Raw genomic sequence first — 24,935 nt, forward strand, 5'->3', positions numbered from 1 at the left:
TATTTACAATTCCGGCGTACACTAGAATCGTATGACTGCTGACAATGAATATCTCAATGTCCTCACCCACCTCTATGAAAAATCCCTGATCCTACACGACACCTCGCTCTTTAACAAGACCCTCTACTTCTACCTTATCGACTCCATTGCGCACATCGATTATACCTGCAGTCTTTATTCATTCAATTACCAGTCGCCGAAAAATATTATGGGCGCAGAGTACCTGCGCTGGCGTATCGATGAAGAGAAAAAAGGGGAGCGGACACAGTTCCCGGCGTTTATTGCATGGCTCAAAACCACCCACCCGCAGAAATTTGCGGTCCTTCCCTCCCTCTGGCAGATGCTCTACGACCCGGAGGATCCCGCCGGTTACCGGAGTTTCCGGATTGTTCTTGACCCGGACAGCCGCCAGGCCATTCCATCGGATTTCTTTATGGCAGTCATTGACGAATTTTTTGAGCAGGATTTCTTAAAAAGCCTGTATGAGGATGCATCCCTCTCTACACTCTTTAAGGCATTTATCGCAGAACAAAAGACCTGATCCGGTATGGACGTAAGCCGAATCTGTGCAGAGCTCGTGGCGATAAAAAGCGAGAACCCCCCGGGGGATACCTCTGAGGTTATCGAGTATATCAGGAATTTCCTTGATGCCCGTGGCATCGTAGCCACAGTCACGGATACCGGAAGCGGACGGTGCAACCTGGTTACCCGGGGGTCAAAAAAACCGCTCCTGCTTTGTGGGCATGTGGATGTCGTACCGGCTCTTGAAGACGGGTGGACTCACCCGCCATACTCTGGTACCAGAGAAGACGGATATGTCTGGGGCCGGGGTGCAACCGATATGAAAGGTGGATGTGCGGCGATCCTCACGGCCTGTGATATGTTTGTGCAGGAGAGTCGCGAGCTACCCGCGACTCTGGCATTTGTCTGTGATGAAGAGACGGGGGGCGAATGGGGGATCCGGTACCTGCTCGCACATCACATGATCAGCCCCTGTGACTGCCTGATCGCAGAACCTTCACCGGCCCGCCATCCCTGTGTAGGCCAGAAAGGGCTCTGCCGCCTTGACCTGAAATTTACCGGGACACCCGGCCACGGATCCCTGTACCCGACGATCGGCGTAAGCGCGATCATGGAAGCAATGGAGATGCTTGCATATGTCAAAAGCCTCCATGACCGGGAATTTCCGATCGATGAAAAACTCCGTGAGATTATCCGGCACTCATCTGACGTCTTTTCTGAAGAGTTCCGGATTTATGAGGGCAGCGATATCCTCGAACGGGTGACCTATAACCCGGGAGTTATTGCAGGAGGAGAGAAGGTCAACATTGTCGCCCAGCACTGCACACTCGACCTGGAACTACGAATTCCCTGGGGGTGCAGCATCCCGGATCTTGTCAGGGACATACGTGCGCATGCCCGACACGGGACAATCTTCAACGAGACCACACACCTTCCTTCATTCACGGATCCTGACTGCGATTTTGTCAGGATTGTGTGTCGTGAAGTAGAGAGGGTGTGGGGGGGAGATGTCTTTCCCATCTTACAGTGGGCGGCAAGCGACGCGCGTCATCTCCGGGGTTCGGGATTCCGGGTGATCGAGTACGGCCCGGGAGAGCTTTCAACCCTCCATGGGACAAACGAGCGGATCTCCATTGTTTCGCTTGAGAAGGCCGTAAACATTTACCGGGGCGTCCTGAACGCATATGACAAGACAAGCGAATTGTCGTAAAGTTACGATTCCCGGAAATTCCGTCTGTCACCGGACGACAGTTCCGGCTCATTTTTACCAGACACGGACCAGTGTAGGTCATCCATTAAAAAATAATCAGTTTTTCTGGAGTTTTACACCAGACAGCAGAAGTCCGGCCACTGCAAGTGCTACCAGTACACAGAGTGATGAGAGGGGGGAATAGGTGGTCTTTGAGGGAACCGGAGTTTCCGTCGCGGTCACAGCAATGGTGCCGGCAGGTAACGATTCAGCCACAGTTATATTCTGCACCACTGCTTCGGTGGGGGTGGTCACAGGGATGGTGGCAGTTACACCGCCAAGGATCCACGGAGCGATTGTCGGTGTTGGTGAACCGGTTATCTGGGTGACCTGACCTTTCCCCAGCACAGCTTGCCGGTTATTTATCGCATCAGTATACGCGGGACTGAGCGCAAGCGCTGTGTTAAAGCACCCCAGAGCATCCTGGTAGCGTCCCAGCGCTGCGAGTGCCATACCCTTGTTGTTCCAGACCTCAGCATTTGTCGTGGTTATCTGGGTTGCATGATTGAATGCATCGAGTGCGTCGGTGTAATCGTCCTGTGACATGTACACAAGCCCAATCTGGTTCCAGGTATCCGGATTATTGGGATCGAGGTTCGTGCACTGGGCATACGCTTTGAGCGCGGCATCCGAATTTCCAGTCTGGACATACGAATAGGCAAGGTTGCAGTATGCATCCGCATGGTTGGTGATCGTGGCCGTGAGATTCACATATGCGGCAATTGCTTCATTGTATCTCCCAAGTTTGAAAAGGGAGTAAGCCTGTGCATTTTGCGCATCAGTGCTTGTTCGTATCGTGAGGGCCTGATTTGCTGCATCCAGAGCAGCAGAGTATTGTCCCAGTGCATTGAGGGCCACCGCTTTTCCTGTCAGGGCAAGCACATAGGAGGGATCCAGCGAGAGTGCATTGTTGTAATACGTGAGCGCACCAGAGTAGTCCCCCGCTGTCGCAGCGTTCTGACCTTTTGTATACCAGTCAAGGGCATCTTCTGCTGCCACAGCAGGAACCAGAATAAGAATAATCAGAAACAGTATACCTGCCTTTGCACTCATTTTCATATCCGAAAATTCTCTTTTATCGCAGATGAATGTATTGTTTTATTGAGATCTCATCGGAGGAATCATTCTGCAGGGCAGTAAGGGCGGCACCCGTACCACCCTGTTGTGACAACGACGGTCCCACCGAGAATCGCGGTGACGACAAATGCTGCCAGAAATCCTCCCGTATCCGCGATGACACCGGCAAGGAACGGGAGGATCGCCATCCCCAGATAGCTTGCCGTCGAGAACAATCCCATGAGAAGGCCCTGATGATCCGATACACCGGAAAGATACGCCATCTGGGCGATCATCACGACACCGGCAAGGGAGCCAAGAATGATGAAGCCAAGCGGGGTTACATAGGTAATAAGAACACCGGCCGCCATGAAGAGCGCGGACCAGCGGATGACCGGCACCGGAGGAAATGGTATTCGGGTCACCGCAAGAACAGTGACAATGGTGGCAATGCTCATTCCTGCAATCCATAGGCCGAGAGTATCAGGTGCATCATGGGAAAATTTCGGGTACAGCGAAGAGACAACACCGGTTATTCCTACAAGAATCACGGCCGAATACCACAACCAGACATTGTCGCGGATGAACGCTGATATGTTTGCAGTACCTCCACTCTTTGACGGTAAGATTTGACGGTTGCCGGTAACAGCACTTCCTCCCAGCACAACAAGGGAAATAAGGGTAAAGACACCGATCCCAAGAGCTGGTTGTGCAAAACGTACTGCAAGCAGGCCGGCAACGATCAGACCCAGGACAAGCCCGAGGTTGAGCATCGCCATGTAATACCCACTCATACGGGTATGATCGGCCCGTGAGTTGACATACGAGAGTGCCGCTGCAACAAAGAGCCCGGCCCCGATCCCTTCACAACCACGCATGATGACCACCACTACCGGGGTGGTGGTAAAGAAAAGCAGGATACCGGCCGCAACCGTCATAAGGAGGCCGACACGGATAACCGGTACAGAACCATGACGATCGGCAAGAATTCCTCCCGGCAGGGTTGAGAGGAAGGCTCCGAAAAAATATGCGGCATAGATAGCACCCTGCCATGCAGACGGTCCGGCAAATGCCGGCAGCACCGGGACGATCGCATTCGAGAGCGCCATGACGGCAAAGATGCCAAGGCAGACAATAGCCAGGTATGCCTTTGATGCCTCCATGCGATCAGATCATGCGGTATGTTTCAAGGTTCATGGGGGAATGGGTCTGGATATGGTACCGCTTGTAGATGGAACTGGCAAGATCGATGGTATTGTTCTCATCACCGTGGATACAGAATATTTTTTCGGGTCGCGGCTGGATCTGGCCGATATAGTTCATCAGCTGCCGCCGGTCGGAATGCCCTGAGAATCCATCGATGGTATCGATCTCAAGGTTGATGGTAATCGTGCCTTTCCGGCCCATCGGCACTTCGCGCCATCCTTTCTGGATGCGTCTCCCTTGCGTACCGTCGGCCTGGTACCCGACAAAGACGAGCGCATTTTTCTCATCCTCTGCAAGATTGAGGAGATACTCCATGACCGGCCCCCCGTTGAGCATACCGCTTGTGGTGATGATCACGCAGGGATCGCCGTTGATCACTTTCTCCCGGAGATCGGAAGAGTCCACCTGCTGGAAACATTCGGCAAGGAAGGGGTTCATCCCTTCCCGGAAGATCAGGTTCCGGAGATCGTTGTTGAGATACTCCGGATAGGTCGTGTGGATCGCGGTCGCCTCGCGGATCATGCCGTCCAGATAGATCTTCACCTGCGGGATCTTGCCAAGGCGCATCCCCTCTTCAAGGGCGAGCATGACTTCCTGCGACCTGCCGACCGCGAATGCGGGGATGATCACCTTGCCGCCCCGCGAAAGCACCTTGTTGATGGTCTCGTACAGTTTGAGTTCTGCATCCGAACGTGCAGGCTGGAAATCATTCGAGCCGCCGTACGTGCTTTCCATGAACAGGGTCTCAAGCCGGGGGAACTGGTTGACCGCCGGGTTAAAAAGCCGGCTCTTGCTGTAGTTGAAATCGCCGGTAAAGGCAATGTTGTACAGGCCGTCGCCGAGATGGAAGTGGGCTATCGCGGATCCAAGGATATGGCCGGCATTGTGGAAGGTGAGCTTGATATCCGGCGCAATGTCGGTTACGCTACCGTAATTCAGCGTGATGGAATGGCGGATATAGGTCTTGACCTCGTTTGAGCTGTACGGGATCTTCCGGCCTTCCTTGTTGATGACATCAAGGTAATCCAGTTGGAGCATCGCGGAGAGATCCCGGGTCGGGGGGGTCGAATAGACCGGCCCTTCGTACCCGTACTTGTAGAGGAGAGGGACGAGTGCACAGTGATCAAGGTGTGCATGAGTGAGGACAACCGCATCGAGCTGCGCCAGGGGGTGGATTTCGGGAACATAGAGATAGGGAGTCCCGTTTGAGTTATCGGGTTTCTCACCGCAATCGATCAGCACGCGGCTGTCCGGAGTAGTCAGCAAAAATGCGGCCCGGCCGACTTCGCGACAACAGCCAAGGGTCGTGACACGAACCCATTGATCTTTCTTGGTTGCATCCTTGTTTGCCTCGTCGCGGCCCGGGATATCGCGGTGGATCCGTCTTCCTATCGTGCGGAGGAACTGCTTGCGCTCCTCGTTTACCGAGCGCAGGTACTGGCGGACCTGCTTTACGGTGCTGCTCTCTATGGGGGGAGTCCGGACGACTTTTGGCGTCCAGCCGATATGCCGGGTAATATCACGGAGCGTGATCCCGTTCTTCCCGATCACAACGCCAGGTTTCTCAGCTTCGATCAGGACTTCCCCGGTATCGGGATCAAAAAAGATATCGGTGATACCGGAGGATTCCGGGACGACTGCCCGGATCTCGGCAGCCGCTTTCTCAGGATCTTCAAGAATGGTCGGGCGGACTACGATCCGTTTCCTCAGGTCCCGGGCAAGGATCCGGATCAGGTCAGCCTCATCGGCAAACCGTTTGGGGTCATCGGTGTAGATAACCAGTTCCGGGCCTTCGAATTCGACCTCTTTTACCGTGATGCCGGCAGGCACCTTCTCGTTGATTTTGTCTTTGAGCTCTTTGAGCCGTTCTTCGATCAACATAATACGAAACGTCCTAAAAAAAGATTATGCAGAATTTTTGACAAGATATTTTTTGAGAGCATCCTCACCAAGTTCCTGGTACTTGTCTTTGGCGATGACAACCACATGGATACCTTCACCGGACCCGGCATCGCGTTTCATCGCAGACTTGAGTGCCCGGACCGCGAGTTCAATTGCCTCATCCTCGTTCAGCTTCGGGCGGTACCGGTCTTCCAGCACACCGTAGGCCATGGGAGATCCAGAACCGGTCGAGACAATATCCTCTTCTTTTGTTGCCCCGCCCATCGCGTCCACCGAATAGACGCTGGGGCCGTGTTCATCCACACCGCCAACCAGCAGCTGGACATAATACGGGAAATACCGGTTCTGATTTAAATAATTGGAGAGAAGGGTCGAGGCAGCCCCGACAGTGATTGCCCGCGACCTTCGTATCTGGTACAGGTTGCACTCAACCGTGATAATCCGTGCCAGCTGCTGGGCATCACCCACGCCGCCGGCAATCGTCATGCCAATCCGGTCCGCGATCTGGTAGACTTTCTTTGCACGTTTGCTTGCAATCATGTATCCCATGGTTGCACGTTTCTCCGTCGCGAGGATTACCCCTCCGTCAAATACCAGACCGACCGTGGTAGTTCCCGTCATAGATTCCGGATGCTGTTCAGGCATATTACACCTCAAAAACAAATGAACGCCAAAAATTAATTAAAAGCGTTTTATGGTATTAGACGACATCAGGAAATTTAAAGGTTGCTATCGGCGCTCTGACGCAAAATAAACACCTGCTGCCCAAAAAGGATGTTATTCTGAGTCCTCTTTACAGAGAACACTGATAAGATCGCGGTCATAGAGCATGGCTACCAGGCGTTTGTCTCCATTGACCACCGGCAGCTGGTCGACCCTTGATCTGCGCATTTTTAATGCGCATTCGCTGACCTCGGCATTCTTGGGCACGGCCACGACATTTTTGACCATGGCAAGTTTTACCGGCCGGTTTGGCAGCTGTACCCGGGATATCCCAAAACTGATCGTATGGTTATCCCGTATGCTCTCCCAGGTCCACTCGTCATCATCAGTACCGTTGGAGAAGTCGCTCACGCCAACCGAATCCTCAATGCTTGAGCTCCGGATGAGATCACGTTCCGAGATGATGCCCTGCAGTATGCTGTCTGCATTCAGGATAGGGATCGCATCCACACCCGAGATCTCCATGACACGCCCCACAAGAGGAAGCGGCGTCTCTTCCCAGAGTGCGAATGTCGTGCTCGTGTATGAATCCTGGATCTCCTCTTTTATTTTCATCTGGGCAATCGCATGGATCAGATCAGCGACCGAAAGCAGGCCGATCAGAGTATTATCCTCAACTACCGGCAGTCTCCGTATCCTGTGCGAAACGAGCAGCCGGGCTGCCTTGTGGATATCTTCATCGGGCCCGATCGTTATCGGCTTTGAAGCCATGAGGAGCCCAAGCTGGGTCTCTTCTGGTTTGCGCAGCAGATCCTTACGGGTGATTATCCCGACAAGTTTCTTGTTTTTGAGAACAGGTACACCGGAAATACCGGTCCTTTTGAGAATTTTAAGGACATCGTCACGATTGCCGGGGATGTCCACGTGGACGACATCCGCGGTCATGTAGTCTTTTACGAGCATTTCCGTTATGATCTCACCACCATGGTCGTGACCGTGCTGTGTGCGATAATATAGGCGCTTACACTCCCGATAAGGAGACGATCGGTCTGGCTTTTTCCGTGGGAACCCGAAACAATGAGGTCCACCTTCTCGTGCTCTGCAAGCGTTATGATTTCAGTCCCCGCATGGCCCTGTTTCATATGGGTGACAAGGGAGACCCCGCTTTTTGCCGCGGTTTTTTTGGCCTTCTCAAGAACCGCATTTCCTTCGTTCTCAAGGACGCGGTACATGATCTCTACGGTGTTATCTGATGGAAGAGACGTAAAGAGGCCGGTCTCTACCACATAGACAGCATGAAGCCGGGCATTCCATACCTTTGCCTCATCGACAGCCCGTTCGATCGCACGATCACTTGCTTCTGAACCATCGATTGCAACGAGTATGTTAGTAAACACTGGCATCACCCAAAACAAACATGCCATTTTTATTGAGTTTACAAATTAAAAACGTTATTCCCGATTGAGCCCAGTTGAGCACGTTTTACAATGGAAGCTGCGGGATCGCGGCTGAAAGCAAGCGCAGAATGGGATGGATCCAGCGTAAAAAAGGCTGCGCGTGCCCCTTCCCGGATAAAGAACGGGGAACCGGCGAACCGTGATCCCCCAATCGCTGAACGGAGGACAGTTTTTGGATCGAGCCGGTATACCATTTCGGCAAACGCCATCTCTGAAAACATATCCGGCGGGACAAACATTGCATTGTCCGTGCCGAGAAACACTGTACACCCGAGATCGAGCATCATATGAACGGGAGGATACCGGGCAGATGTTGTTACGCCCAGCACCCAGTTGGAGCGGGGGCAGACCACTATTGGAATTTCCCTGTCTGCACATTCACGGATCTGTTTTTTTGTCGCATGCGTCATGTGGATGAGGAGATCCGGTTCAAACGCGAGCGCGGCATCCACATCTTCCTTATCCTGCTCACCTGCATGAAACGCGATCAGTTTACCTGCCTTTCGTGCCGCACTGACTTTCTGTTCCACCCCGGCTACGTCACGGCAACTGCTGATTCCAAGACCATCTGCTTCAGATTCGCCGTCGTCCCGGCCGAATATGACAGGTAAAAAATCAAGACCGGCCACCGCGTCTCTAAAAGCACGAACGCCGGGCCTGCCACCCTCCCGAAAATCTGCACACCCGTACGTTCCAGAACCCATCATATCGGTAATTGCAGCCCGCATCGCGGCAACCAAATCCTGGCGGGACGCGGCAGCGAGGAGCCGGTGCTTAAGCCCGTCCGGAGGTGTTACCATACTGACCAGATCCCCGGTACTCCCACAGTCCATTGCCACCGTATCCGCGAGGTGGGTATGGGCATCAAAGAACGCCGGGCAGATCCAGAGTTGGGGGGCCAAGGGATTTTCCTCGATCGCGGTGATCCGTCCCTGATCGATCACGATATCTACCGGGCGAACCTCGAGTTCCTCACCAATTAATGCCTGACCGGACACAATATGCGGGGTTTTCATGGTATGTCGTGACTCTCCTTTATATATCGAAAAATGAAATATATTCGCATGGCAAAGAAACAAGGCGGAAGGTTACTTTCATCGGCAGGTCTCGTCAACTATTACGAGAGCGAGGATCGGCGGGCAGTTCATATAAGTCCTATAACGGTCATGGTTGTTGCCGCGGTCATCGGTATCATCGTCATGGTCTTCAATCTTCTCTATTCAACACATGCATAAATCCGGCCAGTTATTCCTGACCGGAATAACCTTTTTTCGCTCATGAAGGGCAGGTCTTTTTGAGGAGCCGGCGGGTAATATCCTCGTCTTTTGTGAAATACAGGCTGTCGTGACCGGTCCATGACGGGCAGTTACGGAAGAGGACTGCCGGGACTCCATTGTTACTCTCGCCCATAACGAAGTTTGCAAACCCTGCAATCTCATCGACAACCGCTTCTTCCGTGATCTTGAGCTCATGACCAAAGAGATCGGTGTCGCCCCGGAAATCACGGATCGCGGTAAACCCGCTCCAGCCGATGGCATTCCCGGTCTGCCCGCGCCGGAAGGATCGTCCGCAGGTATCGGTAATGATCACACCTACATTTTTCCCGGTGATCGTTTTGATTTCGTTCCTGACATCCGCTGCTGCTTTCATCGGATCGGGAGGCAGGAATATCACCATGCCGTCATCGATATTGCTCTGGTCAACACCTGCCCGTACTCCGATATGGCCGAACGGGAGTTCCGAGAGAATGAACGGGTGCTCCATGATAATGTCCTGCGAGGCGTCAAGTACAGCCTGTACAAAACGGGGGTCCTCACCATTTAGTTTTGCGAGCCGCAATGCACGCTCTGAAGGGGTAATTTCCGTGAGAGGTTTTGTATATCCCTTTGATTTCGAGTACACGGTCGACGCAAGGGAAACGATGTCGCCATTCTCCACCGCAACCCGTTCGCAGATCATCGCGGCAATATTATCACCGGCCCTGATAAGGGGAAGTCCCTGTACGCCAGTGACGACAATATTTTCCATAGTACCAGTTCTATGAGGTGATCGCACGATATAGGGATTTCGTTTGGCTTTTTATTGTAGAGTAAAGATTCGGACACCGATATATTTTTATGAGGGATGCACGAATCACCACATAATTATGTACCATATCCTCCGTTGTCCGGGGTGCAGAACATTTACCTATGTTGACCGGTTCCAGAAATGGAAACTCTGTCCGGTCTGCGGCCATGCTTATGAAGTGGCAAAAGTTCCTGCGTACCTTGAAGTGGAGGATTACCATGATGCCGAGCACATCATACGGCAGATGGAAAAACACCTGCACACCCATAAAAAAAAGGATTTTACTCCTGAGGAATCCGAGGAACTACGACGGCATTACGCTGAGTGGTTCGGGAAAAAATGTCACTAAAATGACGCTTTTACCGGTTCATAAGGTTGTGCTATTCATGAATAACGGGTCCGGTGGAATCGGAATTGGCAGGATTGTTTAAAGTCCGGGCGGATGATTATACGAACCCGTACACCTGGTAGTTTGCTATGCCACTCTTCGGGCAGAATCCCCTTTATAAAGGGAGGCGGGGGCCGGACATGCCCCCTCCCATGATCCATTCTCCGACGGAGAGTTTCCGGGCCGGATCTGATGCCGGAAGGCTCCAGTGGAAATGGTGCCAATCCTCTGCATGATTTTCTCTTTAAACAGGTATTTTTGGAAACGGGACGTTTTTATCAGAAAAAAAACGTGCAATTTAGCCGCGTTCCTTTGACCGTGAAAAGGGGGAGGATAAAATGGTCATACGGAACGCTGGAATGAACTGGAATGACAATATGGCTGAAAAATAAAGGGGGTTCCTGAATGGGGAAACGCGATCAGGTTTTTTCGGGAAAACGTCGGGGATCTGCCCCCCTGTGCTCCTGTCAGGCCCGGAAAGGTATCATAAGGAAGGATGCAGGGGTTTTGGCGATTTTTGCCGTCGCTGTCATAATTTTTCTGGCAGAACGTGCTCTCGGGGGCTCACGCCCCCGCCTCACGGGAATCCCCCGGTTGCGATGATGCCCCCTGACGGTTGAATGGGATTTGCGGTGGAGCGGTATTTCACGGGAATGTATTCACTCGATCCGCCGCGGGGGCGTCCCTGAAGGGGCGGCGGAACTCCTCGTCCGTGGGGGTTTGGGGGCATCAGCCCCCATCACAGAATCCGGATGAGCAGGCCCGGCCGGATATTCCCGGAAAAGTTTGGGTCCCCGATTGAGGATTCCAAAAAAAGTGTCACTGATAGTCCCTGACTTTTTTATTGAGTCCGGATGGTGTGATCGTAATCCAAGCACCGGACTGTAATGTTCATGTGCGATCAAAAGAGATACTCCGGAAAAGGTGACCCGTGGAACAGTATGACATTGCAGTCATTGGCGCCGGCCCGGCCGGTCTTTTCTGTGCGATCCATGCAACAGGGCCGGGTATCCGTGTTCTCCTGATGGAGAAAAACCCGCAGCCCGGAATAAAACTTCAGCTCTCGGGCACAGGCCAGTGCAACATCACTCATGATGGGGAGATCCGTACTTTTTTCTCCCGGTACGGCGCACACGGGCAGTTCCTCAAACCCGCACTTTTATCGTTTACAAACGTCGCGCTCATCCGGTTTTTTGAGGAGCGTCGCATCAAAATGGAGGTAACGGATGGTGGTAAGGTCTTCCCGGTGAGCCGTAACGCCATGGATGTCTGCGATGTTCTTACCCGGGAATGCCGGGACCGGGGCGTTCTCCTGCGGTGCGGGGAGCCGGTATTACAGGTGAAAAACACAGATTCAGGTTTTGTCCTGCAGACGGCCGCTCATACATGTGTTGCAAAAAACCTGGTTATAGCTGCAGGCGGGGCATCCTATCCGAAGACCGGATCGACTGGTGATGGCTGCCGGCTTGCCGCGTCCCTTGGGCACACGATACAGGAGATCGGGCCGGCACTCACACCGCTCCAGATCAAAAATTTCCCGTTCGCTGACCTTGCCGGCATGTCGTTTGCCGGGCTGCCGTTCTCGGTCTGGCGGGAGAAGCGAAAGATCGTTGACAGGCAGGGAGACGTGCTCTTGACACATACCGGCCTCTCCGGGCCCGGGATCCTCGACCGTTCCCGCGAGATCCGGACCGGTGATGAGATCCGGCTCTCGTTTGCCGGGCCGGTACAACGCGAAACGTTTGCGCGGGAATTTATGGACTCGCTCTCTAAAGCCTCGAAGAAATCGATAAAAACCATTATCTCCGGCCTCGGGGTTCCCGAGCGGCTGGCCCGCCTGCTCCCGGTGCTTGCCGAAATTCCTGCGGAGAGTACTGGATCTCACCTTACCGCCAGCGGGCGCACCCGGCTGATCAGCCTTTTAACAGAATGTCCGCTGGAAGTTTCTGCTCTTGGGGATCTCTCTGTCGCGATGGCGACCCGGGGTGGCGTCGCACTTGAGGAGGTGAATGCAAAGACAATGGAATCAAAACTGGTGCCCGGACTTTTCTTTGCCGGGGAGGTGCTCGATATCGATGGGGACACCGGGGGTTTCAACCTCCAGGCAGCGATCTCCACGGGTTTTCTTGCCGCGCAGGGGATTCGTGAACGGACTGTAAAAAAACCGGAGGTATAAGGATCCGGAACAGATCCCAAAATCCCGATGTGAAATCCATTGGATCCCTAACCCCTGGCGCCCCGATTATTCTTTGACCCACCCCAGTTTTTCCAGCACGTACCGGGTCTCATCCTGCGCCTTACCGCCCGGCCTGCGCGGCTGAATCACAATCGTCAACGAATTTTTGAGCGCAATACCGGCTCTTTCACCTTTGCCCTTGCAGAGAACAAAGTCACCGTTGAACCGGCTCAAAGCCTTGACAAATGCGTTTACAATCTTCTCCCGGTCCGCAAGATCGCTTTTTTTAAGTTTCATAAGGTGCTCAAAGAGAGAGAGATCGATGAGCGTTGAGGCCATCCAGCCGATCTCGCAGGTATACCCGAAGATCCAAGCGATACGCGAGTTTTTTGTTGTGGATAAAAAATCATCGATGTTGTTACCCACGCTGCACGAACCGATAACGACTCCCTCAATATTGGAGTAGTTCGCCGCGTTCCTGACGGCCTTGAACATCGCCGGGATCTTCATGCCGGTCTTGGCCTTGAGCCCGCCAATCCGTTTGCCGGTCCCGTGCGCCGCCACGTACAGAAAGAGCCGGTCTTCACGGGTATTGGTGAGGTCATCCGAAAGCGCCCGTTTAAAACCAATTTTTTCGTAGAAATTCGAGTAGTAAAGGTTAAAATCCCCACGATAACTCTCAAGACCTTCCAGAAAGGCCAACACTGAGGGACGTTTGGGCTTCTGCTCCGGCGTCCACCAGAGCCCTTCGATCACCAGGAGTGCCGTACTGCTCATGGGTCATACTCCACGTTCATTTGTAATTTCCTCAATTGTTTCATACCATTTCCCCTCGCGAAAATACGATATCCGGTGTATGTTTCTTGAAGCACATCAAGTCTTGTCAAAGGAAGAGAGATACCATCCGGAAAGAGGATGATGTAAAAAGATTGAGGTATAGAGGACAACCTTTTTATTGCGGCAGAAACGAGGCTCTCTGGTACAGGTGCAGGCGCACAACAGGGGACGTATTATGGACGGCAATTCCGGGATCCCAACACCAACAGACACAGGAAACGCAGGATCAAAAGAACCGTCATGCACTTTACATAATAATCAGCCGGAAAAATCCGGAATGGAATGTTCCCCGGAAGTTTTCACCGGAATGACTCTCGAACAGATCATTGACATAACCGGGGAATTTATTCACCTAAACGATCTGGTAATGATGCATATCGAAAAATCCGGCGGATTTGCCGGGCCTGATGCATATTTTAAAACAGTCCAGCCGCTTCTCGATCTGCTTGAAGTCGAGATCAGGGTCCGGTGCCGTTCGGGAATGACGCAACAGCAGATGAAACTGATCGTGCAGGACTGGATCGATCAGGAAATCAGGGAATGCGGGGACTCTAGTCAACAGAAGGAGTAGTCCCTATTCAAGATCCTTTCAGGATTTGCCTGCCAGAGCATTTTTCGTAAAACAGGATACCAGATAAAATCGCGGCCGGGTTCCATCGCATGGGAAACCTGGTAAAACCGGGGAATCAGATCAACCCGGTTGCCCATGTCCACATGTTATGGACACCGGTCGAGATCACCACAGCCGGGTCGATGTGGAGCAGCGGGAATACAAAGATGAAATACAGGATCGTCCCAAGTAGGCTTCCGAGATTTGCAAGCGCGGCTACCAGCACAACCTTGAAAAGAGGGATGTGCGTCATCTCACGGATCGATTCTGCCTCGTAAATTTTCCGGAAATCCGAAACCGGCGGTCTTCGTACCTTTGCCTCAACATAAGCGGCAAACCACCCGGCATGGAGCAACGGGTTTAAGGAGGTCATCCATGCCACACCAAAACAGGCAAGGGCAGAATACGGGTGGCCTCCGGCGATAAGGGTAAACACTGCAGCAAGCACTCCGTGGATGATCACCCAGAAGAGGAGCGCATATAAGAGCACCATCCATCCGACTCCGGAGAATGCAATAGCCGCGAGCAGGAATGCAAAAAGTCCCGTGACCGCGAACCCGAATATTTTTGCCCAGGGGAACGATCTTGGTTCTTTAACGAGAGAATCAAACGGCGGGAGCGTTTGCGGGTTTTCGACGTAGTTCGTGATGCCCTGTCGGTGACCTGCTCCAACAATGGCAAGAATGCGACCCTCAGGCCGCTGTACCTTTAAAAGGACGAGCTGGTGGGCGATATATGCATCCCGCTCGTCAATCAGGGCATGAGCACCGTTGGGCGAAAATTTGCGGAATTCCTCCATGACCGCATCGATGACATCCTGCTCTTTGAGAGATTCGATATCGAGTTCTTCACCGTTGTCCACTTCTGCAACTGAGTAAATCAGAGCAAAGACCATCTTGATCTTTTCAATGATCCCCATAGACTTCCAAAACCGCAGGAGGGTAAGACGAATATCGCGATCCACGAGCGCGATGGGGATGCCCCGGTTCTCAGCTTCCTCAATGGCAGCTTTCATCTCAGCACCCGGCTCGACACCAACATCGACACCGATCTTACGCTGGAGGTAGGAGAGCAGCCACTGGACAAGAAGTGAATTAAAATTCTTTACTTCAAGGACATCGTCGACGGTTGGATCACGGGCCTGTTTTTTTAAGGCCGAGAACCGGGCGGGATCAAGTTCGATGGCCACCACATCAGGCTTAAATTCATCAATTGCTGCCCGAACTTCATCTACACTTTTCTGGGAGACATGTGCCGTCCCGACGATCTTTAAGTCCGCCATCAGTCACCGTAATTCTTAGATTATTGGTCTTTTATCCTCATTAATGGGTTGGGTAAAGAAATGTCGGGGATGCACCGGTCACTACGATAACAATCTGCTGCAATAATGCTGCAATAAAACGAAAATAGGGCAAAATAAGAGAGTCCCAAAAGACCCGGGTCCCCGCCCGGTCCGGAATCCCTCAACAAACGCTATGGTCAGCAACTCTGCGAGCAGTCCAGAACCTGGTTGGGGTTATTGGGGAACGAGGTCTGGCACGCCTCAACACAGTTAACACACTTGCCATATCTCGACTCAGTGGTGAGCTGACATGAACCGCTTACAACCTGGCAAGTGGCATACTGAAGGCACTGGTTGCTAGGGTTAAGTGTATTTGGACAGGCTGTGACCACATTTGGGCCGCACGTGACAGCGAGTCCGTTGCAGGTCTGAATTCCGCATGCGAGCACAGTCGGCACTTCTGTCGGTGTAGCGGTGACCGTAGGTTCGGTGGTCACCACCGCAACCGGCTGATTGTTTGAAGTACAGCCTGTAACGAGGATTGCAACAACAGCCATGGCCAGAAGGAGAAACATGGGACATAGTATCTTCATTGCACTATCATCTCTAGACATAGGATTAGCGCCAACCCCCACAAATAGGTACGCACCGGGGAGACAGGGTACAACCCCGCCAGCATTGTTACGGTGGCCGGTTTATTATGCCGGATTCACGTATATACCCGGGATAATGGGGGCTGCATGAAGATCGCAGTAGCCGGGAAGGGGGGGGCCGGTAAAACGCTGGTAGCCGGGGGTCTTGCATTCCTTCTGGCCCGGGCCGGATATACGACCATTGCCATCGATGCCGATTCTGCGCCCAACCTCGGTTCCCTTCTCGGGCTTTCCTCTCGTGATGCAGACACGATTGTTCCTGTTTCAAAGAACGAGGCGCTCATTACCGCAAAGACCGGTACCGGATATCCCGGAGTGTATACCCTGAATTTTCACGTGGATGACGTTGTTTTAAAGTATGCGATCACAACCCCGGTCGGGGTGCACCTGCTGGTCATGGGCACGGTAGTGTCAATGGGTGCAGGCTGTACCTGCCCGGCAAACAGCGTTATCCGCGCCCTGCTTCACCACCTTATCATCGATCGAAACGAGGCAGTGGTACTTGACATGGAGGCGGGGGTCGAACATATCGGACGGGGGACTGCGGAGAGCGTCGACATGATGCTCGTCGTCAGCGACACAAACAGGCAGTCACTCACGATTGCGGGAACGATCGCACGGATGGCACAGGACGCAGGTATTCCCCGGGTCGCGCTGGTAGGAAACAGGATCGTGGATGCAGGACAGGAACGGGTAATCGTGGATTTTGCGAGAGCACATGATCTGGCTGTGATGGGCATGATCCCATTCGATCCTGCCGTGGCCCGTGCCGGCATTGCCGGAGATGCAATTTCCGCGCTTGAAGGTTCGGTTGCTCTCTGCGCCATCGGTAATATCCTTTCCCGGATCGATCCGGGGATACCAAAAAGACCAGAGGCCCGGGCTGAAACGGAGATACACTCATGAAAACGCTGGTAACGATGGGCCGGGGCGGGACCGGCAAGACGAGTTTTGTTGCGCTGCAGACGAAATTTTTTATTGAGCAAAATGATACTCCTCTTCTTCTTGTCGATGTCGATCCCGACCAGAACCTTGCAGAGATGGTGGGGGTCGATCTCGAACGTGAAGGCGTAAAGACCATCGCCGAACTGGTTACTGACACCTTTATAAAAAAGGGCGGGACCATGACAGGGATCGCCCCGAAAGAACGGATCGAGACCCGGGTCCTTGAGGATGGTCTCTATGAAGGGAGTAACTTCGATCTTATTGCCGTCGGGACGAAGTGGATCGAAGGCTGCTATTGCATGCCTGATGCGGCACTCAAAGGTGCGCTCGAATCGCTCACGAAAAATTACCGGTACGTGCTGATCGATTCCCCGGCGGGCCTCGAACACCTCAACCGCAAGATCACCGCACGTGTCAGCGATATTTTCGATGTCATGGGCCCTTCCCACAAGTCATTTGAGCATGTAAAACGGGCAGACCGGATCACCCGGGAGGTCGGGATCGGTTTTGATCGTTTCTTTGTTGTCGGGGGTTGCCTGTTTCCTGCCGATCTTGAAGAGACTGCGCGAAAAGAGACCGGGCAGCAGTACCTGGGAAAGATCGTCTTTGACCCGCTTGTGCAGGAATCGGTGATTGCCGGCCGATCTCTACTCGACATCCCGAAGAGTTCCCCGGCGTACCGTTCCGTCTGTGCACTTATGGAAAATGCCGGAAACGGGGAGGCGCGCTGATCATGCAGGAAGCGCATCCTTCTGCCGGTGCCCCGACAGTCAATGCGATTCGGTTAAAAACCGGTAAGATAAATATAAACCTGCATTCCTGTATTCCAGAGGATAGAAATCCCCGGTTGTGCTGCCATTGACAGAAAAAAAGATATCGCTTACGATAAAGGAAATGGAGTCCGGTCTCGGCCGTATCAAGGATCTCTCCATCTCCATCGGGAAACTGTCGGCAGCAGACTGGGCCGAGCCGGAGGGCCCCACCCCCTATCCTTCGCTTACCGCACTCCGTTCCTGGGACCGGACACTCCTTTCCCGGTACCAGCCGTTCTATATGCCGTTCTGCGATCTCTGCTGCCTGTGCACGTATGGAAAGTGCGATCTGACCGGTACAAAAAAGGGTGCCTGCGGGATCACGATGCCGGCCCAGCAGTCCCGCATCGTCCTCCTTTCTGCATGCATCGGTGCCGCCACCCACACCAGCCATGCACGCGAACTCGTTACCTATGCGATAAAAAAAGCCGGGCGTGACTGCCCCATCAATCCCGGCGGTAACGCAATCGGGGTTGAGGCCCCGGTCATCCGGCTTGTCTGCGGTGAAAAACCGGAAATTCTTGCGGACCTTGAGACGGTCCTTGACTACTGCGAGAGCCAGATCACTGCTCTCCTCGCAGTGACACATACCGGCCAGGAAGGCAATCCTCTCGACTTCGAGAGCAAGGTGCTCCATGCCGGCATGATCGACCAGGTGGGCATGGAGGTCGCCGACTTAGCACAGATATCGGCCCTCGGGTACCCGAAAGCCGACCCGGATGCCCCGCTTGCCGCACTCGGCATGGGCACCGTCGACACAACAAAGCCGGTCATTCTTGTTATCGGCCACAACGTGCCGCCGTCGGTCGCCATCATCGATTACCTGCATAAAGAACACCTGTCGGATCAGGTAGAGGTGACTGGCATCTGTTGCACCTCGATCGACGCGACCCGGTATTCACCCCGGGCAAAGATCATCGGCCCCATGTCCTGGCAGCTCCGATACATCAGGAGCGGGATACCGGACGTGATTGTCGTCGATGAGCAGTGCATCCGTACTGATGCACTTGCAGAAGCAAGAGCAATCCATGCGCCGTTTATCGCAACTTCGGAGAAGAACTGCCTGGGCCTGTCCGACCGGACGTGTGACCCGGCAGATGCAATTGTCGCAGATCTGTCGAGCGGCAGGCTGGCTGGTGTCCTGATCCTTGATCCGGAGAAAGCCGGCGAGGTGGCAGTCCGGGTCGCCCGGACCGTTGCCCCGGCCCGGAAAAATGCACGTATCCAAACTGACCCGGCAACGATCCGCGAACAGGCATCGGCCTGCACACAGTGCCGTCTCTGCCAGAGGGCATGCCCGAATGATCTCAAAATCCCGCAGGGAATGAAAGCGGCCGGTGCAGGAGATATGTCACTGCTTGCCGGCCTGTACGAGGCCTGCGTAGGTTGCGCCAGGTGCGAACAGGCCTGCACAAAGGAGATCCCGGTGCATTCGCTGATTGTCGCAGCCTCAGCTGAAAGAATAAAAAACGAAAAATTTACGATCCGCACCGGCAGAGGTGCGATTCAGGATATCGAGATCCGCAATGTCGGGGGACCGATCGTGCTCGGCGAGATCCCGGGTGTTGTCGGGTTTGTCGGCTGCGCCAATTTCGCAAACGGGGGAAAAGAAGTCGCGGAGATGAGCGTGGAATTTGCAAAACGCCGGTATATCGTCTGCACTTCGGGCTGCGCCGCGATGTCGATCGGGATGTACCGGGACGAGGAGGGCAAGACCCCGTACGAGCAGTTCCCGGGAGATTTTGCTGCCGGCGGGATCGTGAACGTCGGCTCCTGCGTCTCAAACGCCCATATCGCCGGGGCGACCATCAAGATCGCAAGCATCTTTGCGCGTCGCAACCTTCGCGGGAACTATGCCGAGATTGCGGACTATGTCCACAACCGTGTCGGTGCGGTCGGCGTTTCGTGGGGCGCGATGTCCCAGAAGGCGGCGGCAATTGCCGCAGGGTTCTGGCGCCTCGGGATACCGGTGGTTGTCGGCCCGCACGGGACCAAGTACCGGCGGATGCTTCTTGGTCGGGCCGATCATGATGCGGACTGGTACGTGCACGACCAACGGACGGGCGAGGACGTATACGCAGGCCCGGCACCGGAGCATCTCTTTGTCGCGGCAGAGACCAAGGAAGAGGCGATGGTGCTCGTCGCAAAACTCTGTATGCGGCCCAACGATACGACCCGGGGCCGGGCGATGAAACTGACGCATTATATCGACCTTTCCCAGCGCAACCTCGGGACGATCCCTGACGACATTCCCCATTATGTCCGCACGACCGCGGATATCCCCGTCACCTTAAAAGGGGAGATCACCCGGATCCTCGCACAGTCTGACTGGAAAGAGCGCCCGATCCCGGATCCCACGTTGCTCACCCGGGATAAGCCATCCCCACGAAAGGAGCGCTGATACCCCATGACTGCCACAGACCCTTGGCAGACCGCAGAAATTGCCGGTCCGAAAAAGGCATCCGTCATTACAAAGCCTGCAATGGTTCTCGCGGTCATCAGCCGGGCGCAGCACCCGGTGCTCCTTATCGGGCATAACGCCGTCACGATCGATATCGGTGGGAGGAAACTGATCGACTACCTGATCGACCTGGCCCGGGTAAAGGCAATCCCGGTGATTGCCACGGGTCATGCCAACCGTGCTTTGAAGGCCCGGGGGTACACCAGCGCCTCCATTATGCCTGCTGTCGAGGCCGGCCACCGTATTGCCGATCCCTCATGGAACGGGCCGGACGGGAAGGGGCCCTGTGATCTCGCGATCATTGCCGGCCTGCCCTATCCCATGGCATGGACGCTCCTCTCCGGGCTCAAGCACTTTGCCCCCCATACAACGACGATCGTGCTCGACAACACCTTCCAGCCCAACGCTAACTGGTCGTTTGCAAACATTTCCGTCAAAGAATGGCAGGATACTCTCGAAGCCATCACGGCAGATTCCAAATCGGGGGGAGAGACAGATGTTTGAGGATATCCCGGTGGATGTCGGGCTCGTCCATGTCGGTGAGCGGATCCGGAAAAACGACATGTACGTGGAGCTGGGCGGCCCGTCAATAGAGGAAAAGTTTGAACTTGTCCGGGTCAGGAAACCCGAAGAGGTTCACGACGGGGCGATAACGGTCATCGGCCCGGATCTCCCGGAAATGGAAGAGGGAAAGAAGTACCCGCTGGGTATTCTCATAGAAATTGCCGGACCCGAACTGGAAGAGGATATCGAGGGCGTGATTGAACGCCGTATCCACGAGTATTCCAATTACATCGAAGGGTTCATGCACCTCAACCAGCGCTACGACATCTGGGTGAGGGTCTCAAAAAAAGCCTACTCCCATGGCTTTACGACACTTGCCTACGTGGGAAAGGTCATTTTCTCGCTTCTGAAAAATGAACTGCCCCTTATTGAAAAGATGCAGGTCACCTTCTTTACGGACAAAGAGAAGATCCTGGCCCGGTACACTGAGGCAAAAGCGATATATGAGGCACGGGACGCCCGCGCCAGGGGCCTGACTGACGATGATGTCGATGTCTTCTACGGGTGCGCCCTCTGCCAGTCGTTTGCGCCCAGCCATGTCTGTGTTATCACACCCCAGCGGTACGCAAACTGCGGAGCGATCAGCTGGTTTGACGGGAGGGCGGCTGCCCGGATCGATCCCAAGGGCCCGATCTTTCCCATAGAAAAAGGAGAGTGCCTCGATCCGGTGAAAGGAGAGTATACCGGGATAAACGAGAGCGCAAAGAAACGATCGCTCGGTACCGTGCACCGGGTTTTCCTGTACAGCGCATTTACCTGCCCGCACACCTCCTGCGGATGCTTCGAGGGGATCGCGTTCTACATTCCCGAGGTGGAAGGCTTCGGGATCGTGATGCGGGGATACAATGATGTGACAGTAAACGGCCTGCCGTTCTCCACGATGGCGGATTCGACCGCCGGTGGCCGCCAGGTGGACGGGTTCCACGGGATCTCGCTTGAGTACATGCGGTCTCCCCGGTTCCTTGCGGCAGACGGGGGCTATGCCCGGGTCGTGTGGATGCCGTCTGACTTAAAGGAGCAGATGCAGGAGTTCATCCCGGCAGCACTCTTTTCTGCGATTGCCACGGAAAAAGAAGTCAGTACCGTGAGCGAACTCAGGGACTTCCTCTCTTCTCATGCGCACCCGGTAACAGAGCGGTGGAAGGCAGAAGAGGACGTACCGGTGAACGGGACAAACGCTGCCGTGCAGGTCTTCTCCGGAGGGGACTTCCCGATCACCTCGGGTGGTTTCAAGATCATCTTCAAGAACGCCCGGATCACCGCAGACCGGGTGGTAATCGAGCCGATTCAGCCAAAAAAAACGGGAGCGGATAAAAAATGACCGATCCTGATCCACACGATGAGAAAAAGTCTGTAAGAACTGCGCAGGTGCAGGATGCCATCCCGGGACTCCTTGCGCTGTTGTCCGGCAAAAAGCGGGTAGAACTTGAAAATTTTTCGATGGAGATCGGCGACCTCGAACTCTGGATCCCCACCGGGACCGGCGCCGCCCCGGTGGGATCACCAGCCCAGGTACGCATAAAACCCACGACCCTCTTTACCGAGACATTTGTCCCGCAAAGCGAAGAGTTCGTGGGCCGCATCCATGAAGTCCGCCTTGGCGCGACAAAAAGCGAGGGCGGCAGCCGGAGCAGGTCCCTTGTGATCGGGGGCTCCACGTACCCGCCGTTTGTCAGCGCCGACCATCCTGCCGCCCACCCGCCGGTCTTTGCGCTCGACGTTTTTGACATGGCGGTACCGCTCTCAAAAGTGCTCATGGAAAATGTCAAAGACGTGATGAACGATCCGGCCGAATGGGCACGGATGAACGTGAAAAAGTACGGCGCCGATATGATCACCGTCCACCTCATGTCCACCGATCCGCTCATCAGCGATGCCACACCTGCCGCAGCAGCCCGGACAGTCGAAGAGGTGCTGCAGGCAGTTGATGTCCCGCTGATCATCGGCGGCTGCGGGGATCCGCGCAAGGACGCGGCAGTCTTTAGTAAGGTCGCAGAGGTTGCCGATGGCGAGCGGGTGCTCTTAAACTCGGTCACGCTTGGCATGACCGAGACAAAGACGCTCGACGTAGTCGCACGGGCGGCAAAGGAGCACGGCCACGCGGTGCTCGGCTTTACCGGCCTCGAACTTAACAAGGCAAAAGAGCTCAACCGTCGGCTCTACGAGTATCTTCCGCCGGAAGATATTGTGATGGACTTAACGACGGTCGCACTCGGGTACGGGCTTGAGTACTCGTTTACCATCCACGAGCGGGCCCGGCACGCCGCGCTGATGGGGGATACCGAACTCCAGCAGCCGACAATATCCGCGTCCACGAATGCCTGGGCTGCACGTGAGGCATGGATGAAGATGGACAAAAAATACGGCTCGCGGGGGCTTCGCGGCCCGCTCTGGGAGACGATCAATGCACTCACGCTCCTCCTCGCCGGGGTTGATATTTTCATGATGATGCACCCGGCCGCCATCCGGACCTGCAAGGACTCGATCCGGATGTTTGCGGAAAAAGATGCGCCGGTGCCGGACGGTGTTGCCCACTGGGCGACGATGAAGATCTAGATACGGGGTATGAGAATGTCAGAGCGCGAACCCAAAAAGACCATAAAAGAGATCAGCCCCATCGACGTGTACAAACTTCTCCCCAAGACCAACTGCAAGGAGTGCGGAGAGGCCAACTGCATGGCATTTGCGACGAGGGTTGTTAACGGTGAACTGGCCGTTGACAACTGCCCGCCAGTCACAAAAGAGGAGTACCGGGTTAATTTTTCAAAACTCGAAGACCTCATGGCGCCCCCGGTCAGGTCGGTCCAGGTCGGGACGGGCGACCGGGCCATGAAACTGGGCGGGAAGTATGTCCTGTACCGGCACGAGTTCACTTACAACAATCCCACACCCATCGCCATCGATGTTTCAGATGATCTGCCCGAAGACGAGCTCACCGCACGGGTCAGGGCTATTGCGGATTTTACCTACAACTACATCGGGCGCGAATTACGGCTTGACGCAATTGCGATCCGCTCGACCCGGCACGACCCGGCTGCATTCGCATCTGCGGTCACTGCTGTTGCTACCCTGACCAATCTGCCGCTCGTTCTCTGTACCTACGATGCCGCCATCATGGCTGCCGGCCTCGCCCATATCCGGGAGCGCCGCCCGCTTCTCTACGCGGCGACAAAGGATAACTGGAAGGAGATGGCAGAACTTGCCCTCCGCTACGGATGCCCGCTTGTGGTTTCTGCCCCCCACGACATCGCGCTCCTGCGGTCGCTTGTAAAAACCCTCATGGAGTACGGGGTTGTCGATCTCGTGCTCGACCCGGGAACGGCAGTCGAACCCGGTCTTTCCGGCACGATCCATACCTTCTCGCAGATCCGCCGGGCGGTCTTTACCGGTCACGACGAACTCCTTGGCTACCCGCTGCTCGGCGCCCCGATCACCGCGTGGCTTTCGCCCGAGATCTCGCACGAGCTGATCCAATGGAAGGAGGCCTGTGCCGCCTCGATGCTGCTCTCCCGGTATGCAGACTTCCTGATCCTCCACAGCCTCGAAGGATGGGTGCTCCTGCCCCAGCTGATCTGGCGTTTCAACATCTACACCGACCCGAGAAAACCGGTATCTGTCGATACCGGCGTCAGGACATTCGGATCGCCCAAAAAAGACGCACCGGTACTTATTACAACAAACTACGCGCTCACCTATTTCACGGTTGAGAGCGATATCAAGTCGGCGGGTATCGACTGCTTTTTAATTGTCGTGGACACCGGGGGAAACAGCGTGGAGAGCGCGGTCGCCGGCCGGTACCTGAACGCGGAGTCCATGGCGGCGGCCCTCAAAGAGAACAAAATTACCGACCTGGTCGATCACCGGTACCTTATCATCCCGGGACTCGCCGCCCGCCTGAGCGGTGAGACCGAAGAAGCAAGCGGCTGGCACGTGCTGGTCGGCCCGAAGGATTCGTCCGGTATCCCGGCCTTTCTTAAGGCACACTGGCCCCCAAAGAACCGGTGACTTCTTCCTTTTAAGGCCCGAAACGTATGCCGCATCAACCTTCAACCGGTTGTGCCGAATTAATAAGGGGACACATGTCA

The 24,935-nt window shown here is 54.6% G+C and carries 23 protein-coding genes; 13 read left to right on the forward strand and 10 right to left on the reverse strand.

All coding sequences use genetic code 11. From position 1 onward, the window contains the following. The first annotated feature begins 31 nt into the window (after positions 1–31). Both WCE46_RS02340 and WCE46_RS02345 read left to right on the forward strand, forming a co-directional pair. Positions 32–541, forward strand: a complete 510-nt coding sequence (locus WCE46_RS02340) for a hypothetical protein (RefSeq protein WP_424732093.1) — start codon at positions 32–34, stop codon at positions 539–541. Positions 542–547: 6 nt separating this feature from the next. Further along, positions 548–1,732, forward strand: a complete 1,185-nt coding sequence (locus tag WCE46_RS02345; RefSeq protein WP_424732094.1) for a M20/M25/M40 family metallo-hydrolase — start codon at positions 548–550, stop codon at positions 1,730–1,732. A gap of 96 nt (positions 1,733–1,828) precedes the next feature. Here WCE46_RS02345 and WCE46_RS02350 read toward each other — a convergent pair whose 3' ends face one another. The 7 genes from WCE46_RS02350 to WCE46_RS02380 all read right to left on the reverse strand — a co-directional run bounded on the left by WCE46_RS02350 (position 1,829) and on the right by WCE46_RS02380 (position 9,071). Continuing rightward, positions 1,829–2,824 carry a tetratricopeptide repeat protein gene (locus WCE46_RS02350; protein WP_424732095.1) on the reverse strand — a complete coding sequence of 332 codons (996 nt, stop codon included), beginning with the start codon at positions 2,822–2,824 and terminating at the stop codon, positions 1,829–1,831. A 68-nt stretch (positions 2,825–2,892) separates the two neighbouring features. Next, entirely contained in the window at positions 2,893–3,990 is a 1,098-nt protein-coding gene (locus tag WCE46_RS02355) for an MFS transporter (protein ID WP_424732096.1), read from the reverse strand. A gap of 4 nt (positions 3,991–3,994) precedes the next feature. Then, entirely contained in the window at positions 3,995–5,914 is a 1,920-nt protein-coding gene (locus WCE46_RS02360) for a beta-CASP ribonuclease aCPSF1 (RefSeq protein WP_424732097.1), read from the reverse strand. Positions 5,915–5,938: 24 nt separating this feature from the next. Further along, positions 5,939–6,580 (reverse strand): archaeal proteasome endopeptidase complex subunit beta, encoded by a 642-nt coding sequence (psmB, locus tag WCE46_RS02365; protein ID WP_424732098.1) that lies wholly within the window; start codon positions 6,578–6,580, stop codon positions 5,939–5,941. A gap of 132 nt (positions 6,581–6,712) precedes the next feature. Further along, the gene (locus WCE46_RS02370; RefSeq protein WP_424732099.1) at positions 6,713–7,561 is read right to left on the reverse strand and encodes a CBS domain-containing protein; all 849 of its coding nucleotides are present in this window, start codon (positions 7,559–7,561) and stop codon (positions 6,713–6,715) included. Positions 7,562–7,566: 5 nt separating this feature from the next. Then, positions 7,567–7,995, reverse strand: coding sequence for a universal stress protein (locus WCE46_RS02375; protein ID WP_424732177.1), 429 nt, complete (start codon positions 7,993–7,995; stop codon positions 7,567–7,569). A 38-nt stretch (positions 7,996–8,033) separates the two neighbouring features. Beyond that, on the reverse strand, positions 8,034–9,071 hold the full coding sequence (locus WCE46_RS02380) for an amidohydrolase family protein (protein ID WP_424732100.1): 1,038 nt from the start codon (positions 9,069–9,071) through the stop codon (positions 8,034–8,036). Between the two features lie 48 nt (positions 9,072–9,119). Between WCE46_RS02380 and WCE46_RS02385 the strand changes: the two genes are divergently transcribed. Continuing rightward, a complete protein-coding gene (locus tag WCE46_RS02385; protein WP_424732101.1) occupies positions 9,120–9,290 on the forward strand; it encodes a preprotein translocase subunit Sec61beta in 171 nt (56 codons plus the stop codon). Between the two features lie 40 nt (positions 9,291–9,330). Here the strand turns inward: WCE46_RS02385 and WCE46_RS02390 are convergent, their stop codons facing one another. Beyond that, a complete protein-coding gene (locus WCE46_RS02390) occupies positions 9,331–10,083 on the reverse strand; it encodes a coenzyme F420-0:L-glutamate ligase (protein ID WP_424732102.1) in 753 nt (250 codons plus the stop codon). A 118-nt stretch (positions 10,084–10,201) separates the two neighbouring features. Between WCE46_RS02390 and WCE46_RS02395 the strand changes: the two genes are divergently transcribed. Further along, on the forward strand, positions 10,202–10,471 hold the full coding sequence (locus tag WCE46_RS02395) for a DUF1922 domain-containing protein (RefSeq protein WP_424732103.1): 270 nt from the start codon (positions 10,202–10,204) through the stop codon (positions 10,469–10,471). Positions 10,472–11,441: 970 nt separating this feature from the next. Continuing rightward, a complete protein-coding gene (locus WCE46_RS02400) occupies positions 11,442–12,686 on the forward strand; it encodes an NAD(P)/FAD-dependent oxidoreductase (RefSeq protein ID WP_424732104.1) in 1,245 nt (414 codons plus the stop codon). A gap of 66 nt (positions 12,687–12,752) precedes the next feature. On the opposite strand, the gene WCE46_RS02405 is transcribed toward WCE46_RS02400, so the two are convergent. Beyond that, positions 12,753–13,463 (reverse strand): hypothetical protein, encoded by a 711-nt coding sequence (locus WCE46_RS02405; protein ID WP_424732105.1) that lies wholly within the window; start codon positions 13,461–13,463, stop codon positions 12,753–12,755. Between the two features lie 367 nt (positions 13,464–13,830). Between WCE46_RS02405 and WCE46_RS02410 the strand changes: the two genes are divergently transcribed. After that, on the forward strand, positions 13,831–14,094 hold the full coding sequence (locus tag WCE46_RS02410) for a hypothetical protein (RefSeq protein WP_424732106.1): 264 nt from the start codon (positions 13,831–13,833) through the stop codon (positions 14,092–14,094). A 115-nt stretch (positions 14,095–14,209) separates the two neighbouring features. Here WCE46_RS02410 and WCE46_RS02415 read toward each other — a convergent pair whose 3' ends face one another. Next, a complete protein-coding gene (locus WCE46_RS02415; protein ID WP_424732107.1) occupies positions 14,210–15,415 on the reverse strand; it encodes a TraB/GumN family protein in 1,206 nt (401 codons plus the stop codon). Between the two features lie 740 nt (positions 15,416–16,155). Here WCE46_RS02415 and WCE46_RS02420 point away from each other — a divergent pair. From WCE46_RS02420 to acsC, 7 genes are all read left to right on the forward strand, one after another. Next, positions 16,156–16,974, forward strand: a complete 819-nt coding sequence (locus WCE46_RS02420; protein ID WP_424732108.1) for an ArsA-related P-loop ATPase — start codon at positions 16,156–16,158, stop codon at positions 16,972–16,974. Then, a complete protein-coding gene (locus WCE46_RS02425) occupies positions 16,971–17,744 on the forward strand; it encodes an AAA family ATPase (protein ID WP_424732109.1) in 774 nt (257 codons plus the stop codon). Before WCE46_RS02420 ends, WCE46_RS02425 begins: the two co-directional genes overlap by 4 nt. 163 nt (positions 17,745–17,907) lie before the next feature. Then, complete coding sequence (gene cdhA / locus WCE46_RS02430) at positions 17,908–20,226, forward strand: CO dehydrogenase/acetyl-CoA synthase complex subunit alpha (protein ID WP_424732110.1); 2,319 nt, start codon at positions 17,908–17,910, stop codon at positions 20,224–20,226. A 6-nt stretch (positions 20,227–20,232) separates the two neighbouring features. Beyond that, positions 20,233–20,790: a CO dehydrogenase/acetyl-CoA synthase complex subunit epsilon gene (cdhB, locus tag WCE46_RS02435; protein WP_424732111.1), complete on the forward strand. Its 558-nt coding sequence runs from the start codon at positions 20,233–20,235 to the stop codon at positions 20,788–20,790. Beyond that, on the forward strand, positions 20,783–22,171 hold the full coding sequence (gene cdhC / locus WCE46_RS02440; protein ID WP_424732112.1) for a CO dehydrogenase/CO-methylating acetyl-CoA synthase complex subunit beta: 1,389 nt from the start codon (positions 20,783–20,785) through the stop codon (positions 22,169–22,171). Before cdhB ends, cdhC begins: the two co-directional genes overlap by 8 nt. Next, positions 22,168–23,406, forward strand: a complete 1,239-nt coding sequence (cdhD, locus tag WCE46_RS02445) for a CO dehydrogenase/acetyl-CoA synthase subunit delta (protein ID WP_424732113.1) — start codon at positions 22,168–22,170, stop codon at positions 23,404–23,406. The genes cdhC and cdhD overlap by 4 nt, the downstream gene beginning before the upstream one ends. A gap of 15 nt (positions 23,407–23,421) precedes the next feature. Beyond that, positions 23,422–24,855 carry an acetyl-CoA decarbonylase/synthase complex subunit gamma gene (gene acsC / locus WCE46_RS02450; protein ID WP_424732114.1) on the forward strand — a complete coding sequence of 478 codons (1,434 nt, stop codon included), beginning with the start codon at positions 23,422–23,424 and terminating at the stop codon, positions 24,853–24,855. Positions 24,856–24,935: the final 80 nt, after the last annotated feature.

Source organism: Methanoregula sp. (genome assembly GCF_049690535.1).
Classification (GTDB): Archaea; Halobacteriota; Methanomicrobia; order Methanomicrobiales; family Methanospirillaceae; genus Methanoregula.